Genomic DNA, 16007 nt, shown 5'->3' on the forward strand with positions numbered 1-16007 from the left:
CACTCCGTCCCCACCGTCCGCCTCACTGCCCGTGCCCACCCCGAGCACGCCTTCCGTGAAGCTGCCGCAGGGCCGGCCCACACCGGTGCCGTAGGACCGGAGGTCTCCTCGGCCCCACTTCCGGGGTTGTCGGCGCCCGGCGTCCCCGGCGTGAGCGCGGTACCCACCGTGCCGAACCTGCCGGTCCCGTCCGCCGTCCCGTCACTTCCGCCGGTCCCGTCGGGCACTCCGTCCCCACCGTCCGCCTCACTGCCCGTGCCCACCCCGAGCACGCCTTCCGTGAAGCTGCCGCAGGGCCGGCCCACACCGGTGCCGTAGGAACCGCGCCCCCGGCCCCGTCCACGCGTCCGAAAAAACTGCCGCTTCCGAGCGACGGACGCCCCACCCCTCCCCGTAGAGCAGATGTCGGAGCTGCTCACGCGGGCGAAGGGTGGAGCGCGGATGGGTGTCGAGATCTGTGTGGAGGGGCTGACCAAGTCCTTCGGTCACCAGGTCATCTGGCAGGACGTCTCGCTGACGCTGCCCGCCGGGGAGGTCTCGGTGATGCTCGGCCCCTCGGGGACGGGCAAGTCCGTGTTCCTCAAGACACTCGTCGGGCTGCTCAGACCCGACCGCGGCTCGGTGAAGGTCGCGGACCGGGACATCACCAGGCTGCGCGAGCGCGAGCTGTACGAGGTGCGGAAGCTGTTCGGGGTGCTGTTCCAGGACGGCGCGCTGTTCGGCTCGATGAACCTCTACGACAACATCGCCTTCCCGCTGCGCGAGCACACCCGCAAGTCCGAGTCCGAGATCCGGCGGATCGTGCTGGAGAAGATGGACATGGTCGGTCTGCTCGGCGCCGAGGGGAAACTGCCCGGTGAGATCTCCGGCGGTATGCGCAAGCGGGCCGGGCTCGCCCGGGCGCTGGTGCTCGACCCGGAGATCATCCTGTTCGACGAGCCGGACTCGGGCCTCGACCCGGTGCGCGTGGCCTACCTCAACCAGCTCATCGTCGACCTCAACGCACAGACCGGCGCCACCTTCCTGATCGTCACCCACGACATCGCCTCGGCCCGCCAGGTCCCCGACAACATCGGGCTGCTGTTCCGCCGCGAACTGGTCATGTTCGGGCCGCGCGAGCAGCTGCTGACCAGTGACGAGCCCGTGGTGCGCCAGTTCCTGAACGGCCGGATGCAGGGGCCCATCGGCATGGCGGAGGAGAAGGACGCCGCCCAGGTCGAGCAGGAGCTGGCGGAGCTGGGTGACAGCACCCCGCAGGAGCTGACGCCCCGGCTGCTGCCGGGCCCGGGCATCACCCGCCCGCCCCGCTGGGAGGCCATCGCCCGGCGGGAGGCCGCACTGCACCGGAAGGAGGCCGCCGACGCATGAGCCTGTCCCCCACCGCGCCGCTGCGCCACTCGGGCAACCTGTTCGCGCTGGCCCTGGACGTCGTACGGACGCTGCCGCGACGGCCGTTCCAGGCGCGGGAGTTCATCCAGCAGGCGTGGTTCGTCGCGAGTGTCACGATCCTGCCCACGGCACTGGTGTCGATCCCCTTCGGGGCGGTCATCGCCCTGCAGATCGGCAGCCTGACGCGGCAGCTCGGCGCGCAGTCGTTCTCCGGTGCCGCCTCGGTGCTGGCCGTGCTGCGCGAGGCGTCGCCGATCGTCACCGCGCTGCTGATCGCGGGCGCGGGCGGCACCGCGATCTGCGCGGACCTCGGGGCGCGCAAGATCCGTGAGGAGATCGACGCGATGCAGGTGCTCGGCATCGACCCGATCCACCGGCTCGTCGTCCCCCGGGTGCTGGCGTCCATGGTGGTGGCCGTCCTGCTCAACGGGCTGGTGTCGGTCGTCGGTGTGGCCGGCGGCTATTTCTTCAACGTCGTCCTCCAGAACGGAACGCCGGGCGCGTACCTGGCGTCGTTCACCACCCTCGCCCAGCTGTCCGACCTGTGGGCGGCCGAGATCAAGGCGCTGGTGTTCGGAGCCATCGCCGCGATCGTCGCCTCGTACAAGGGGCTCAACGCGAAGGGCGGCCCGAAGGGCGTCGGGGACGCCGTCAACCAGTCGGTGGTGATCACCTTCATGTTGCTGTTCGTGACGAACTTCGTGATGACCGCGGTGTACTTCCAGGTCGTCCCGCAGAGGGGTTAGCCATGCGCCCTCAAAGACTCCTCGAACGCCCCCTGCGCTCCCTGGAAGACCTCGGCTCGCAACTCTCCTTCTACGGCCGTTCCCTGGCGTGGACCGGCCGCACCCTGCGCCGTTACAAGAAGGAGATCCTGCGGCTGCTCGCCGAGGTGAGCTTCGGCCGGGGCGCGCTCGCCGTCGTCGGCGGCACGGTCGGCGTGATCGCCTTCATGTCGTTCTTCACCGGCACCGAGGTGGGCCTGCAGGGCTACGCGGCCCTCAACCAGCTCGGCACCTCCAACTTCGTGGCGTTCCTGTCGGCGTACTTCAACACCCGGGAGATCGCCCCGCTGGTGGCCGGGCTCGCCCTGTCCGCGACGGTCGGCGCGGGCTTCACCGCGCAGCTCGGCGCGATGCGGATCAGCGAGGAGACCGACGCGCTGGAGGTGATGGGCGTGCCCTCGCTGCCGTTCCTGGTGACGACGCGGATGATCGCCGGATTCGTCGCCGTGATCCCGCTGTACGTGATCGGGCTGCTGTCGTCGTACCTCGCCGCCCGCACCATCACGACCGGCTACTACGGGCAGTCGACGGGCACGTACGACCACTACTTCCACCAGTACCTGCCGCCCGTCGACGTGCTGTGGTCGTTCGGCAAGGTGATCGTGTTCGCGGTCCTGATCATCCTGGTGCACTGCTACTACGGCTACCACGCGAGCGGCGGCCCCGCCGGGGTCGGGGTCGCGGTGGGCCGGGCGGTGCGCACCTCCATCGTGGCGATCAACGTCCTGGACTTCTTCCTGAGCCTCGCGATCTGGGGCGCCAACACGACCGTACGGATCGCGGGGTGAGCCGGTGAGAGTGTGGAGACTTCGTTTGTACGGCGTCGCGTTCATCGCCGTGCTGGGGCTGCTGCTGTCGCTGGCGGTGGCGGTCTACCAGCAGGCGTTCACCTCCGTGGTGCGCGTGACGCTCCAGGCCGACAGCCTCGGCAACCAGCTGGAGCCGCGCGCCGACGTCAAGCTGCGCGGGCTGCTGGTGGGCGAGGTGCGCGCGGTGCACGCGGACGGCACCAAGGCGACGCTCGACCTCGCGCTCAAGCCGCAGTACGTCACGTTCATCCCGTCCGACGTGCACGCCCGGCTGCTGCCCAAGACGCTGTTCGGCGAGAAGTACGTCGACCTGGTGCCGCCCGCCGGCTCTGCGCAGTCGTCGGCCCGGCCCATCCGCGCCGGGGACGTCATCACCCAGGACCGCACCAAGGTCGGCATCGAGGTGCAGCAGCTGATGAACGACCTGCTGCCGCTGCTGCGCACCGTCCAGCCCGGCGAACTCAACGCCACGCTCTCGGCGTTCGCCACCGCGCTGGAGGGCCGCGGCGACCGCATCGGGGACAACCTGACCCGGGTGGAGGCGTATCTGCGGCGCCTCGATCCGCATCTGCCGTCCCTGCAGGAGGACATCTCGCGTCTCGCCGACGTCGCTCAGGTGTACGGGGACGCGGCACCCGATCTGATGGCGGTCCTGCGCAACACCGTCACCACCAGCCGCACCCTCGTCGAGAAGAAGGACCAGCTGGCCGCCGCGCTGCGCACCACCGCGACCGTCGCGGGCACCGGGCGGGACTTCTTCGACGAGAACGGCGACCGGCTGATCACCCTCGGCCGGGTCTCCCGCCCCACACTGGAGCTGTTCGCCCGCTACTCCCCCGAGTACCCCTGCCTCCTGCAGGGCCTGGTCCATGAGGAACAGGCGTCGGAGGACGCGTTCCGGGGCGGCGAGATGCGGATCACCCTGGAGGTCGTCCGTCCGCAGGGCGCGTACCAGCCCGGCGAGGAGCCGCGCTACGCGGACCGGTCGGGGCCCGACTGCCGGGGCGTGCCCCATCCGCAGGTGCCCGCGCCGAAACCCAAGCTCAACGACGGCACGTCGTCCGGTGGTTCGGGCGGCGGCGCTCTTCCCGGAGGTGTCGACGTGTCCGCCACCCGGGCCGAACAGCGGGCCGTCGGCTCGCTCGTGGCTCCCGTCATGGGCGTGCCCGCCGATCAGGTGCCGCCCGTGGCGACCCTGCTGTTCGGGCCGCTGGCCCGCGGAACGGCGGTGAGCGTCGCATGAGGACGGCAGGAGCGCGGCAGACCGCCGCGCCGCTGATCAAGTTCGGCCTGTTCGCGCTGGTGACGATCGCGGCGACGGCCCTGCTCGCGGCCACCATCGTCAACGTCTCCTTCACCCCCAAGGACACCTACCACGCGGTGTTCAGCGACGTCACCGGCTTGGAGAACGGCGACGACATCCGGGTGGCGGGGGTGCGGGTCGGTCAGGTCGAGGGCATCCGGATCAAGGACCGGACGCTGGCGGAGGTCACCTTCACCGTGGCGGCGGACCGCCCGCTGCTCACCAGCACCCACGCGGTCGTCCGCTACCGGAATCTGGTCGGTCAGCGGTACATCGCGCTGACCGAGGGCGCGGGCGACGGCACCCGGCTGCGGCCCGGCGGCACCATCCCGCTGTCGAGGACCCAGCCGGCGCTGGACCTCAACGCGCTGCTGAACGGCTTCAAGCCGCTGTTCGCCGCGCTCAGCCCGAACGACGTCAACCAGCTGGCCACCGAGATCATCCAGACCCTGCAGGGCGAGGGCTCCACCGTGAACAGCCTGCTCGCGCACACGGCGTCGCTCACCACGACCCTCGCCGACCGGGACCAGCTGATCGGCTCGGTGATCGACAACCTCAACACCGTGCTGGACACGCTCGACAAGCGGGGCGCGCGCTTCTCCGAGCTGATCACCCAGCTGCGGCGCGTGGTCTCCGGGCTGTCCGCCGACCGCAAGCCCATCGGGGACTCCCTGGTGAGCATCGGCGACCTGACCGAGGCCACCTCGGGGCTGCTGCAGGACGCGCGTCCGCCGCTGAAGGACGACATCGCCGGGCTGAACCGGCTCACCGGAACGCTGAACAGGAACGAGAAGACCGTGGAGGGTGTGCTGCAGCGGCTGCCGAACAAGCTGAACGCGCTGACGGGGACGGCGTCGTACGGCTCGTGGTTCAACTTCTACCTCTGCGACTTCGACGGCCGGATCGTGCTGCCGAAGACGAAGCAGGTCATCACCCCCGACTTCCATGTGGCGCAGGCGAGGTGCGGCGCATGAGGACGCCCGTCACTCCCCGGAGGACCCGGCGCCCCGAGCCCCTGGTGAAGGTGCGGGTCCTGCCCCCGAAGCTGCCGACGGTCCGGCTGCTGCCCCGCAGGCCGAGCCGCCCGGAACCTCTCGTGAAGGTGCACGTCCTCCCCCCGAGGCTGCCGAGGCCCCGCCCTCTGCCGCGCCGGACCCGGGGCCCGGAACCCCTGGTGAAGGTGCACGTCCTGCCGCCGAAGCTGCCCGCGATCCGGCTGCGGCGCCCCCGCCTGAAGCCCTTCCGCGAGCGCAACCCCGTCGTGGTCGGCGCCGTGGGCCTCACCGTCCTCGCCCTGCTGACCCTCGCCGCGTTCAACGCCGACAGCCTGCCGCTGATCGGCGACGGCGAGACGTACGGCGCGGCCTTCTCCGAGGCGGGCGGACTCAAACCGGGCGACGAGGTGCGGATCGCCGGCGTCAAGGTCGGCAAGGTGGAGGGCGTCGACCTCGACGGCGACCACGTGAAGGTGACGTTCAAGATCAAGGGTGACCCGGCGATGGGCACCGCGACGACCGCCGCGATCCGGGTGAAGACGATCCTGGGCGCGAAGTACCTGGCGCTGTACCCGAAGGGGCCCGGCCGGCTGAAGCCGGGCGGCGAGATCCCGATCGGGCGGACGGTGTCGGCGTACGACGTCGTACAGGCGTTCAGCGATCTGACCACCACGACGGAGAAGGTGGACACGCAGCGGCTGGCGAAGGCCCTGGACACCATCTCCACCACCTTCCAGGACTCCCCCGCCGAGGTGCGGGCCTCCATTCAGGGGCTGTCCCGGATCTCCCGGACGATCGCCTCGCGCGACCAGGCCCTCGGTGACCTCCTGAAGCACGCGAACGGGGTCACCGGGGTGCTGGCCCAGCACACCAAGGACTTCTCCGCGCTGGTGAAGGACGGCGACAAGCTCCTCCAGGAGATCAGCGCACGGCGCGCGGCGATCCACACCCTTCTCAAGACGTCGGCGGCGCTGGGCATCGAACTGTCGGGCCTGGTCGACGACAACCGGAAGGAGATCGGGCCCGCGCTGCAGAACCTCAACACGTTCGTCCGGATGCTGGAGCGCAACCAGGCGAGCCTGGACCGCAGCGTCAGCCTGCTCGCGCCCTACGTCCGGCTGTTCACCAACACCCTCGGCAACGGCCGCTGGTTCGACTCCTACGTCCAGAACCTGGTCGCCGCCCCGGTGGTGCCGCGCACGGGAGGCTCCCAGTGAACACACGCTTCCGGCAGGCCCTGGCCCTGCTCACCGTGCTCGCGGTGGTCGCCGTCCTCGCCGTCGTGCTGTGGCCGCACCCGCGTACGGTCCGCGTCACGGCGTACTTCCCGCGCACCGTCGGCATCTACCCCGGCTCCGACGTCCGTGTCCTCGGCGTCCGTATCGGCGAGGTCAAGAAGATCACGCCCCAGGGTGACCGGGTGCGGGTGGACCTGGAGTACGACGCGGGGCGGAAGGTCCCCGCGGGCGCCCAGGCCGCGATCATCAACTCGTCGGTGGTCAGCGACCGTTACGTGCAGCTGCTGCCGGTCTACCGCAACGGCCCGGTGCTTGCGGACGGCGCCGTCATCCCCGAGTCGCGCACGGCCGTCCCGGTCGAGCTGGACCGGATCTTCGACAGCCTGCACACCACGGCCGAGGCGCTCGGCCCGAAGGGCGCCAACAAGGACGGCTCGCTGTCACGACTGCTCGGGGTGAGCGCGGACAACCTCAAGGGCCAGGGCACGAACCTCAACCAGGCCGTCGAGGACCTCTCCCAGGCTGTCACCACGCTGTCCGACGGCCGGGGCGACCTGTTCGGCACCGTACGCAACCTCCAGGTGTTCACGGCGGCGCTGGCGGCCGACGACCAGAGCGTGCGGTCGTTCAACGACAACCTCGCCGAGGTGGCGGGGCAGCTCGCCGGGGAGCGCCAGGACCTCGCGGCGGCGCTGAAGTACCTGGGCACGGCGCTCGCCGACGTCTCCGCCTTCGTGAAGCACAACAAGGCGGCACTGACCTCGGACGTCGCGGGACTCAGCAAGGTCACTCAGGTGCTGGTCACCCAACGGGCCGCGCTTCAGGAGCTGCTGGACGTCGCCCCGACCGGCCTGTCGAACCTGCAGAACGCCTACAACCCGTCCGCCGGCACCCTCGACACCCGCAACAACGCCCAGGCTCCGCAGGACCCGGCGTCCCTGCTCTGCTCCCTGCTGAAGACCACCGGCGACGCGGGCGGCAGGAACCCCGACTGCGCACAGCTGCACAAGCTCTTCGACTCACTGCCCAAGCTTCCTGCCGCCCCCGTGGGCACGGGCACGGTCGACCGGACCCTCGGCGGAATCCTCGGGGGTGCGGCATGAGCGCGCGGCACACGGGCCGGACGGTCGCGTGGACGGCGGCGGGTTCGCTGCTGCTGTCCGGGTGCGCCTTCAACGGCTGGTACGACATCCCGCTGCCCGGAGGTGCCGCCTCCGACGGGCACGCCTACCACGTCACGGTGGAGTTCCGGGACGTCCTCGACCTGGTGCCGCAGTCGGCGGTCAAGGTCAACGACGTCACCGTGGGCGCCGTCGAGAAGGTCGAGCTGGACGGCTGGCACGCGCGGGTGCGGCTGCGGGTGGCCGACTCGGTTAAGCTGCCCGCCAACGCGGTCGCCGACATCGCGCAGACCAGCATGCTCGGCGAGAAGTACGTCGCGCTGTCCGCGCCGACCGGTACCGCCTCCGTGGGCCGGCTCCGGGACGGCGCCGTGATCCCGCTGTCCCGCAGCGGCCGCAACCCGGAGATCGAGGAAGTGCTGTCCGCCCTGTCCGCGCTCCTCAACGGCGGCGGTGTGGCCCAGCTCAAGACGATCACCGTGGAGCTCAACAAGGCCCTGGACGGCCGTGAGACCAGGGTCAGGTCACTGCTGAAACAGCTCGACACGTTCCTCGGCGGCCTGGACCGGCAGCGCTCGGACATCGTCCGCGCGCTCAAGGGCATCGACCGGCTGGCCAAGCGGCTCGGCACGGAGAAGGAGACGATCGCCCAGGCCGTCGACACGATCCCGCCCGCCCTGAAGGTACTGGCCGACCAGCGGCGCGACCTGACGAAGATGCTCACCGCGCTGTCCCAGCTCGGCACGACCGGCACGCGGGTCGTCAACGCCTCGCGGGACGACACCGTCGCCAACCTGAAGGAACTCCAGCCGATCCTCCAACAGCTCAACAAGGCGGGCGACGACCTGCCGAACTCCCTTGAGCTGCTGACGACATACCCGTTCCCGCGCAACGTGGTCGACGCCGTCAAGGGCGACTACGTCAACCTGAAGATCACCGCCGATCTCAACCTGGCAGACCTGTACGGCAACCTCGCCGATCAGCCCGGCAAGGGCGGCAAGAGCGGCGGATCCGGGAAACAGCCGGTTCCGACACCGTCCCTTCCCGGTCTGCCGAGCGTGCCGGTGCCGGTGCCCACCGCGCTGCCCAGCGCGCCCGGTCTGCCGAAGGTGCCGAAGCCGTCGGCCACCCCCTCCGCGCCCACGGGCGGCGGCGGTGTGCTGTGCCCGCCGGTGTGCACCGCGAGCTACGGCACGTCCGACGCGGCGCGCCCGCTGCCGCCGGGGATCGACCTCGCGCTCGCCGAGCTGATGCTGAAGGGGATACAGCCGTGATCACCCGTATGGTCAAGGCCCAGCTGCTCGCCTTCGCCGCGGTCACCGCGCTCGGGGTGTCGTACGTCGGCGCCGAGTACACCGGGCTGGCGGACGACGTGCTCGGCCGGGGCTACACCGTCACCGCCGACTTCCCCGAGTCGGGCGGCATCTTCACCGGCGCCGAGGTCACCTACCGCGGGGTGCCGGTGGGCCGGGTGGGCGCCATGCGGCTGGACGGCTCGGGGGTGTCGGTGGCCCTGGACATCAAGGGGGGCACCCCGAGGATCCCCGCCGACACCCTGGCGGTGGTCGCAGACCGGTCGGCGGTGGGTGAGCAGTACGTCGATCTGCAACCCCGGCGCTCCGGCGGTCCCTACCTGATGGACGGCAGCCCGATCCCGCGCAGCCGCACCCGGGTGCCGCTGCCGGTCACCGATCTCGTGCTCAGCCTGGACCGGCTGGTGAACTCCGTCGGCAAGGACGACCTGCGCACCACCGTCGACGAGTTGGGCAAGGCGTTCGCCGGCACCGGACCGAACCTGAGCCGTCTGGTGGATTCCGGCAACCAGCTGGTCGAGTCGGCGTCCGACTCGCTCCCGCAGACGGTGTCGCTGATCGAGGACTCGCGGAAGGTGCTCAAGACGCAGGCCGACAAGGGGTCGGCGATCAAGTCGTTCTCCCGTGATCTGGCCGCGCTCACCGCGCAGTTGAAGGCGAGCGACGGGGACCTGCGCCGGGTCGTGGGCAACGCGGCGCCCGCCGCGCAGGAGGTGGACTCCCTGCTGCGGTCCACCCGGCCGACCCTGCCGGTCCTGCTGGCCAACCTGATCAGCGGCGGTCAGGTCACCGTCGCCCGGCTGCCCGGGCTGGAGCAGGCACTTGTCACCCTCCCGGTCAATGTCGCGGGCAGCTACACCGTCGTGCCCGGGGACGGCACCTTCCACTTCGGGCTCGTCGTGAACGCCGGCGATCCGCCGCCTTGCACCCAGGGATACGGAACGGCGCGGCGCGACCCCTCGGACACCGGAACGCGCCCGGCGAACACCGGCGCCCACTGCACGGCGCCGCGCGGCGGCAAGACCTCGGTGCGGGGCGCGCAGAACGCCCCCGGCGCAGCGCCGGGTTACGGCGGCGCGAACCAGGCCGCGTACGTCACCCCGTACGACCCGGAGACCGGAGCCGCCACCGGCCCGGACGGGAGGCCCGTCGAGATCGGCTCGGCGGGCGGCGAACAGACCGTCTTCGGAAAGGAGTCGTGGCAATGGCTGCTGGTCGGACCGATGTCATGAGATGGGGGCGCTTGCGCGTCACGAGGTGGGGGCGCTCGCGGATGCTCTCCGCCGGGCTCGTGGCCGCCACCGTGCTGACGACCGTGCTGTCCGTCTGGCTGGGCCTGCGCCTCGCCGACCAGCGCACGGCCGACCAGCGCCGGCAGGAGGTCCTGGCGGCGGCCCGCCAGTCGGCGCTGAACTTCACCTCGCTCGACTACCGGCACTACGACCGGGACAGCGGGAACGTACTGAAGGGCGCGACCGGGGAGTTCAAGAAGGAGTTCGCCGCGCAGACCGCGCAGTTGACGAAGCTCGTCGCCCAGAACAAGTCGGTGTCCGAGGGGCAGGTCCTCGAGGCGGGCATCGTCCGCTCCGACGCCGACTCGGCCCGGGTCCTGGTGGTCGCCGACAGCAAGGTGACCAACACCGCCGCGCCCGAGGGGCAGGCGCGCACCTACCGGCTGCAGCTCGACCTCGTGCGCGAGCACGGGCGCTGGCTGACCTCCGACGTCGAGTTCGTGGGCTGACCCACGCCAGCACAGTTGAGGAGACAGACCATGGCGAACCCGACCACGAAAGCGCGCGGCGCCGGAACCACCACCCGACGCGCCCTCACCGCGGCCGCACGCGCGGCGGCCAAGCGCTCCGCACGGTCGGAACGCGAGGTCCCCGAGGGCCGCGAGGGGCGGCCCTCCTCGCGCACGGTGCTGATCGAACGCCCCGACGGCTGGGACGACCCTCCCGAGCCGAGCGCCGAGGAGGAGCCGGAGCAGCTCACGCCGGGGCCCGCACGCGGACGCAGGCTGCTGACCGCGGCGCTGTGTGTCGTGCTCGTGGCGGGCCTGGTCGCCGTGGCCGTCCTCGGATGGCAGTACCGGGAGGGCCGGCGGGCGGACCAGGCACGGAGTCAGGCGCTGGCGGCCGCCCGGAAGGCCGCGCCGGTCGTGCTGTCGTACGACTACCGGCACCTGGACCAGGACTTCGCCCGGGCCCGCGGCCATCTGACCGGTGCCTTCCGTGACCAGTACCTGAAGACCACGAAGACGGTGGTCGGTCCGACGGCGGCGAAGTACCACGGCGTGGTGAGGGCGACGGTGGCGGCGGCCTCGGTGGTGTCGGCCGCGCCCGACGAGGCGGTCGTTCTGCTGTTCGTCGACCAGAGCACGCAGAGCACCCAGGTGTCGGGATCGCGTCTGGATCTCAACCGGGTGCGCATGACCCTCACCCGCACCTCCACGGGCTGGAAGGTGAGCGCCGTCGACGCCCTGTGATTCCCGCCCTCGCCCTGTGCCCCCCGCGCGGTCCGCGTGGGGGGCACTTTTCGTGCGCGCTCTTGACAGTGACGACCCGGAGAGGCAGCCTTTCCGAGTAGCAAAAAACAAATTCCACAATACGAAAGTCCAGCCCAGTCCAGCCCGGCAGAGAGCGCCATACCGATGGGATTCTCAGACCACCGCTACACCGTCAACCTGTCGATCCTCTTCACGGAACTCCCGCTCCTGGACCGCCCGGCGGCCGCCGCGGCGGCCGGCTTCACCGCGGTCGAGCTGTGGTGGCCCTGGGTCGACTCCCCCGTCCCCGAACGGTCCGCACTGGACTTGCTGAGGAAGGCGATCGAGGACGCGGGAGTACGTCTCACGGGTCTGAACTTCTACGCCGGCCGGCTGCCGGGCCCGGACCGCGGCGCCCTGTCCGTGCCCGGTGAGGAGTCGGCGAAGTTCCGGGCGAACGTCGACGTGGTGGCCGGCTTCGCCGAGTCGCTGGGCTGCGGTGCGCTCAACGCCCTGTACGGCAACCGCGTCGACGGCGTCGACCCGGCCGAGCAGGACGCGCTCGCACTGGAGAACCTGGTCCTCGCGGCGCGGGCGGCCGACCGGATCGGCGCCACGCTCCTGATCGAGGCCCTGAACAAGCCCGAGTCGCCGCTGTACCCGCTGGTGTCCGCGCCGGCCGCCGTCGAGGTGGTCGACAGGGTCAACCAGGCGACCGGACTGGGCAATGCGCGCTTCCTGATGGACCTCTACCACCTGTCCAGGAACGGCGAGGACCTGTCGCAGGTGATCGAGCGGTACGCGGACCGGACGGGTCACGTCCAGATCGCCGACACCCCGGGCCGTGGCGCGCCGGGCACGGGGACGCTGCCGCTGGAGGACCTGCTCGACCGGCTGAGGAAGGCCGGTTACGAGGGGTGGGTGGGGCTGGAGTACAAGCCCGGCGACGGCCCGAGCGCGGAGAACTTCGGCTGGCTACCGGTCCAGGCCCGGGCCGCGCGCTGAACAGCGACCCGCAGACGTATCGCAAGCGTGAGAGAGGCACCCCTCATGAGCACACCCGCAGCTCCTTCCCGCCCGGCCCGCCCGGCGATCGCGTGGATAGGCCTCGGCATCATGGGCTCCCCCATGTCCGAGAACCTGATCAAGGCCGGCTACGACGTCACCGGCTACACGCTGGAGCGGGACAAGCTGGACCGCCTGGCCGCCTCGGGCGGCACCGCCGCCGGATCCGTCGCCGAGGCCGTGCGGGATGCTGACGTGATCATCACGATGGTGCCGGCGTCCCCGCAGGTCGAGGCGGTGGCGTACGGCCCGGACGGCATCCTGGAGAACGCCCGCCCCGGTGCCCTGCTGATCGACATGTCCTCGATCACCCCGCAGACCTCGGTCGACCTGGCCGCGGCCGGCAGGCGGAAGGGCATCCGGGTGCTCGACGCCCCGGTGTCGGGCGGCGAGGCCGGCGCGATCGAGGCGGTACTGTCGATCATGGTCGGTGGCGACCGGGCCGACTTCGACGAGGCGAGGCCCATCTTCGAGGCCCTGGGCCGGACCATCGTGCTGTGCGGCCCGCACGGCTCGGGCCAGACCGTGAAGGCCGCCAACCAGCTCATCGTCGCCGTGAACATCCAGGCGTGCGCCGAGGCCGTGGTCTTCCTGGAGAAGTCGGGTGTGGACCTGAGGGCGGCCCTCGACGTCCTGGCCGGCGGACTCGCGGGCTCCACCGTGCTGACCCGCAAGAAGGACACCTTCCTCCGCCGCGACTTCAAGCCGGGCTTCCGTGTCGACCTGCACCACAAGGACATGGGCATCGTCACGGACGCGGCCCGCACGGTCGGCGCCGCCCTGCCGGTGGGCGCGGTGGTCGCCCAACTGCTGGCGAGTCTGCGCGCACAAGGCGACGGCGACCTGGACCACTCGGCCCTGCTGCGAGGCGTGGAGCGCCTGTCGGGCGCCCAGGTCTGAGCCCGAGAGCTTCCGGGCCGCGGCGGCGCCGACACTTGTCCTGTCGCGCCCAGGCGCCGCCGCGGCCCGGAACCGTCCCGCACCCCACGTGGGACCAAGGACAGGCGGGGGCCGCGGCGTTCCGCGAGCCAGTGCGGTGGTGAAGGTCCTGGGCCTGCCTCTCGGCCTGAGAGGGACGTCCCGGAGCCGTCGCGTCCGCCGTGACTCCCGCCACCACCGGAGCGCCGGATACGCATCGTTTCGTATCCGGCGCTCTGCGTGTACCGGCGTGCGGATCCGGCGCCGCCGAAGGAGGCTGAACCCATGGAACAGTCACCGCAGCATCCGCACATCGTGGTCCACGCCCCGGCGCTGGACGGGTCCCGGCGAGTCACCGAGGGCGACGTGACCCTCGGGATCGCCTCCCACCTGGACGACGTCATAGAGATCCTGCGCCTGGCCGACCTGGACCGGATCGAGGTCGAGGAGAGCGACTTGGTCGAGTGGCAGGGCGGCGGGCCCGAGGACTGGCCGGGGCTGTCGGAGCACGAGATCGAGTGAGGGCGTGTACGCATACAGACGTACACCGTCTACGCAACCCTCAAATGAACCTCTGAACACCGGTCAAGGTGCTTCAACTGCCCCTGGCGGTGGGCACATTCTCGACAGGTGGGGCTCGCCGACACGGGGGCGGCGGGCTCCACCGGGGCGTCAGCCCGAGGACCACGGCCCGTGGGGGCGGGCCGTGGTGGCCCCACACGAGCAGCACCGGGACGCAACCGCGAGGTAGGCGCGCACCGACGGGACGACCAGTCGGCGGGCGCGCTCCGGACGGCGGCCGGTTGTCAGTCCCGGGCAGCCCCCTGAACGGCCCCGACTAAACGCTCTCCTCGAACTCGACGACGTCGCTGATGTCGTTGGTGGTCGACATGGAGATGTCGGTGACGCGCTCCAGGATCGCCTCGACGACCACGGGCACCCGGTACTCCGCGGCGAGCTTCTTGGCCTGTTCGAAGGCCGGGGCCAGGTCGTCCGGGTCCGTCACCCGGATCGCCTTGCAGCCGAGGCCCTCGGCGACCTTGACGTGGTCGACGCCGTAGACGCCCAGTTCGGGTGAGTTGATGTTCTCGAACTCCAGCTTGACCTGGAAGTCCATGTCGAAGGCGCGCTGCGCCTGGCGGATCAGGCCGAGGTAGGAGTTGTTCACGAGCACGTGGATGTACGGGATCCTGTGCTGGGCCCCGACCGCCAACTCCTCGATCATGAACTGGAAGTCATAGTCACCGGAGAGCGCGACCACGGACGCCTCCGGATCGGCCCTCGCCACGCCCAGCGCGGCCGGGATCGTCCAGCCGAGGGGGCCCGCCTGGCCGCAGTTGATCCAGTGCCGCGGGCGGTAGACGTGCAGCATCTGGGCGCCGGCGATCTGGGAGAGGCCGATCGCCGTCACATACCGCGTCTCGGGGCCGAAGGCCTTGTTCATCTCCTCGTAGACACGCTGCGGTTTGATCGGGATGTCGTCGAAGTGCGTACGACGCTTGAGGTGGGCCTTCCTCTCGCGCACGGTGGCGGCCCAGACGGAGCGGTCGGGGATCCTGCCGGCCCGCCTCAGCTCCTCGGCCACCTCGACGAACAGGTGCAGAGCCGCCTTCGCGTCGGAGGCGATGCCGTAGTCGGGGGCGAAGATCCTGCCGATCTGCATGGGTTCGATGTCGACGTGGACGAACGTCCGCCCGGCGGTGTAGACGTCGATGCGCCCGGTGTGGCGGTTCGCCCAGCGGTTGCCGATGCCGAGGACGAAGTCGGACTCCAGGAAGGTCGCGTTGCCGTAGCGGTGCGAGGTCTGCAGGCCGACCATGCCGGCGTGCAGCTCGTGGTCGTCGGGGATGGCTCCCCAGCCCATCAGGGTCGGCACGACCGGGGTGCCCGTCAGTTCGGCGAAGCGCACGAGGAGTTCGGTGGCGTCGGCGTTGATGACTCCGCCCCCGGCGACGATCAGCGGGCGCTCGGAGGCGTTCAGCAGTGCGAGCGCCTTCTCGATCTGGGCGCGGGTCGCGGTGGGTTTGTAGACCGGCAGGGGTTCGTACGTCTCCGGGTCGAACTCGATCTCGGTGAGCTGGACGTCGACCGGCAGGTCGATGAGGACGGGACCGGGACGACCGGAGCGCATCAGGTGGAACGCCTGCTGGAAGACGCCCGGCACCTGCGCGGCCTCCAGCACGGTGACGGCCATCTTCGTCACGGGCGCGGCGATCGACGCGATGTCGACGGCCTGGAAGTCCTCCTTGTGGAGCACCGTGGTCGGGGCCTGGCCGGTGATGCAGAGGATCGGGACGGAGTCACCGGTCGCCGAGTAGAGCCCGGTGATCATGTCGGTCCCGGCCGGACCGGAGGTTCCTATGCACACGCCGATGTTGCCGGGGCGGGTGCGGGTGTAGCCCTCCGCCATGTGGGAGGCGCCCTCGACATGGCGGGCCAGGGTGTGGTGGATGCCGCCGGACGCTTTCAGGGCGGCGTACAACGGGTTGATCGCCGCACCCGGAACCCCGAACGCGTCACGGACGCCCTCACGCTTGAGGATCTCGACTGCCGCGCGGGCAGCGGTCATACGAGCCATGGAGTACT

Annotated in this window: 15 protein-coding genes; 14 read left to right on the forward strand and 1 reads right to left on the reverse strand. The window is 70.8% G+C overall.

The window, feature by feature from the left end:
• Positions 1–441 precede the first annotated feature (441 nt).
• The 14 genes from ACFYZJ_RS00860 to ACFYZJ_RS00925 all read left to right on the forward strand — a co-directional run bounded on the left by ACFYZJ_RS00860 (position 442) and on the right by ACFYZJ_RS00925 (position 13943).
• Positions 442–1368, forward strand: coding sequence for an ABC transporter ATP-binding protein (locus ACFYZJ_RS00860; RefSeq protein ID WP_388561421.1), 927 nt, complete (start codon positions 442–444; stop codon positions 1366–1368).
• 53 nt (positions 1369–1421) lie between these two features.
• Positions 1422–2135: an MlaE family ABC transporter permease gene (locus ACFYZJ_RS00865; protein ID WP_388562188.1), complete on the forward strand. Its 714-nt coding sequence runs from the start codon at positions 1422–1424 to the stop codon at positions 2133–2135.
• 2 nt (positions 2136–2137) lie between these two features.
• Positions 2138–2962 carry an MlaE family ABC transporter permease gene (locus ACFYZJ_RS00870; protein ID WP_388561423.1) on the forward strand — a complete coding sequence of 275 codons (825 nt, stop codon included), beginning with the start codon at positions 2138–2140 and terminating at the stop codon, positions 2960–2962.
• A gap of 4 nt (positions 2963–2966) precedes the next feature.
• The gene (locus tag ACFYZJ_RS00875; RefSeq protein WP_388561425.1) at positions 2967–4226 is read left to right on the forward strand and encodes an MCE family protein; all 1260 of its coding nucleotides are present in this window, start codon (positions 2967–2969) and stop codon (positions 4224–4226) included.
• Complete coding sequence (locus ACFYZJ_RS00880; protein WP_388561427.1) at positions 4223–5260, forward strand: MCE family protein; 1038 nt, start codon at positions 4223–4225, stop codon at positions 5258–5260. The genes ACFYZJ_RS00875 and ACFYZJ_RS00880 overlap by 4 nt, the downstream gene beginning before the upstream one ends.
• A gap of 257 nt (positions 5261–5517) precedes the next feature.
• Complete coding sequence (locus ACFYZJ_RS00885) at positions 5518–6498, forward strand: MCE family protein (protein ID WP_388562190.1); 981 nt, start codon at positions 5518–5520, stop codon at positions 6496–6498.
• A gap of 20 nt (positions 6499–6518) precedes the next feature.
• Complete coding sequence (locus ACFYZJ_RS00890) at positions 6519–7622, forward strand: MCE family protein (protein ID WP_388562192.1); 1104 nt, start codon at positions 6519–6521, stop codon at positions 7620–7622.
• Positions 7619–8914 carry an MCE family protein gene (locus ACFYZJ_RS00895; protein ID WP_388561429.1) on the forward strand — a complete coding sequence of 432 codons (1296 nt, stop codon included), beginning with the start codon at positions 7619–7621 and terminating at the stop codon, positions 8912–8914. Before ACFYZJ_RS00890 ends, ACFYZJ_RS00895 begins: the two co-directional genes overlap by 4 nt.
• Positions 8911–10185, forward strand: a complete 1275-nt coding sequence (locus ACFYZJ_RS00900) for an MCE family protein (protein ID WP_388561431.1) — start codon at positions 8911–8913, stop codon at positions 10183–10185. Before ACFYZJ_RS00895 ends, ACFYZJ_RS00900 begins: the two co-directional genes overlap by 4 nt.
• Positions 10182–10694 carry a hypothetical protein gene (locus ACFYZJ_RS00905; protein WP_388561433.1) on the forward strand — a complete coding sequence of 171 codons (513 nt, stop codon included), beginning with the start codon at positions 10182–10184 and terminating at the stop codon, positions 10692–10694. Before ACFYZJ_RS00900 ends, ACFYZJ_RS00905 begins: the two co-directional genes overlap by 4 nt.
• Before the next feature lie 30 nt (positions 10695–10724).
• A complete protein-coding gene (locus ACFYZJ_RS00910; protein ID WP_388561435.1) occupies positions 10725–11438 on the forward strand; it encodes a hypothetical protein in 714 nt (237 codons plus the stop codon).
• 165 nt (positions 11439–11603) lie between these two features.
• Positions 11604–12443 carry a TIM barrel protein gene (locus ACFYZJ_RS00915; RefSeq protein ID WP_388561437.1) on the forward strand — a complete coding sequence of 280 codons (840 nt, stop codon included), beginning with the start codon at positions 11604–11606 and terminating at the stop codon, positions 12441–12443.
• A gap of 45 nt (positions 12444–12488) precedes the next feature.
• Positions 12489–13403, forward strand: a complete 915-nt coding sequence (locus tag ACFYZJ_RS00920; RefSeq protein ID WP_388561439.1) for a 2-hydroxy-3-oxopropionate reductase — start codon at positions 12489–12491, stop codon at positions 13401–13403.
• Positions 13404–13706: 303 nt separating this feature from the next.
• Complete coding sequence (locus tag ACFYZJ_RS00925) at positions 13707–13943, forward strand: hypothetical protein (protein WP_388561441.1); 237 nt, start codon at positions 13707–13709, stop codon at positions 13941–13943.
• A gap of 316 nt (positions 13944–14259) precedes the next feature.
• On the opposite strand, the gene gcl is transcribed toward ACFYZJ_RS00925, so the two are convergent.
• On the reverse strand, positions 14260–15999 hold the full coding sequence (gene gcl, locus ACFYZJ_RS00930; RefSeq protein ID WP_388561443.1) for a glyoxylate carboligase: 1740 nt from the start codon (positions 15997–15999) through the stop codon (positions 14260–14262).
• Positions 16000–16007: the final 8 nt, after the last annotated feature.

The sequence above is a fragment of the Streptomyces sp. NPDC001848 genome, from assembly GCF_042891915.1.
GTDB lineage: Bacteria > Actinomycetota > Actinomycetes > Streptomycetales > Streptomycetaceae > Streptomyces.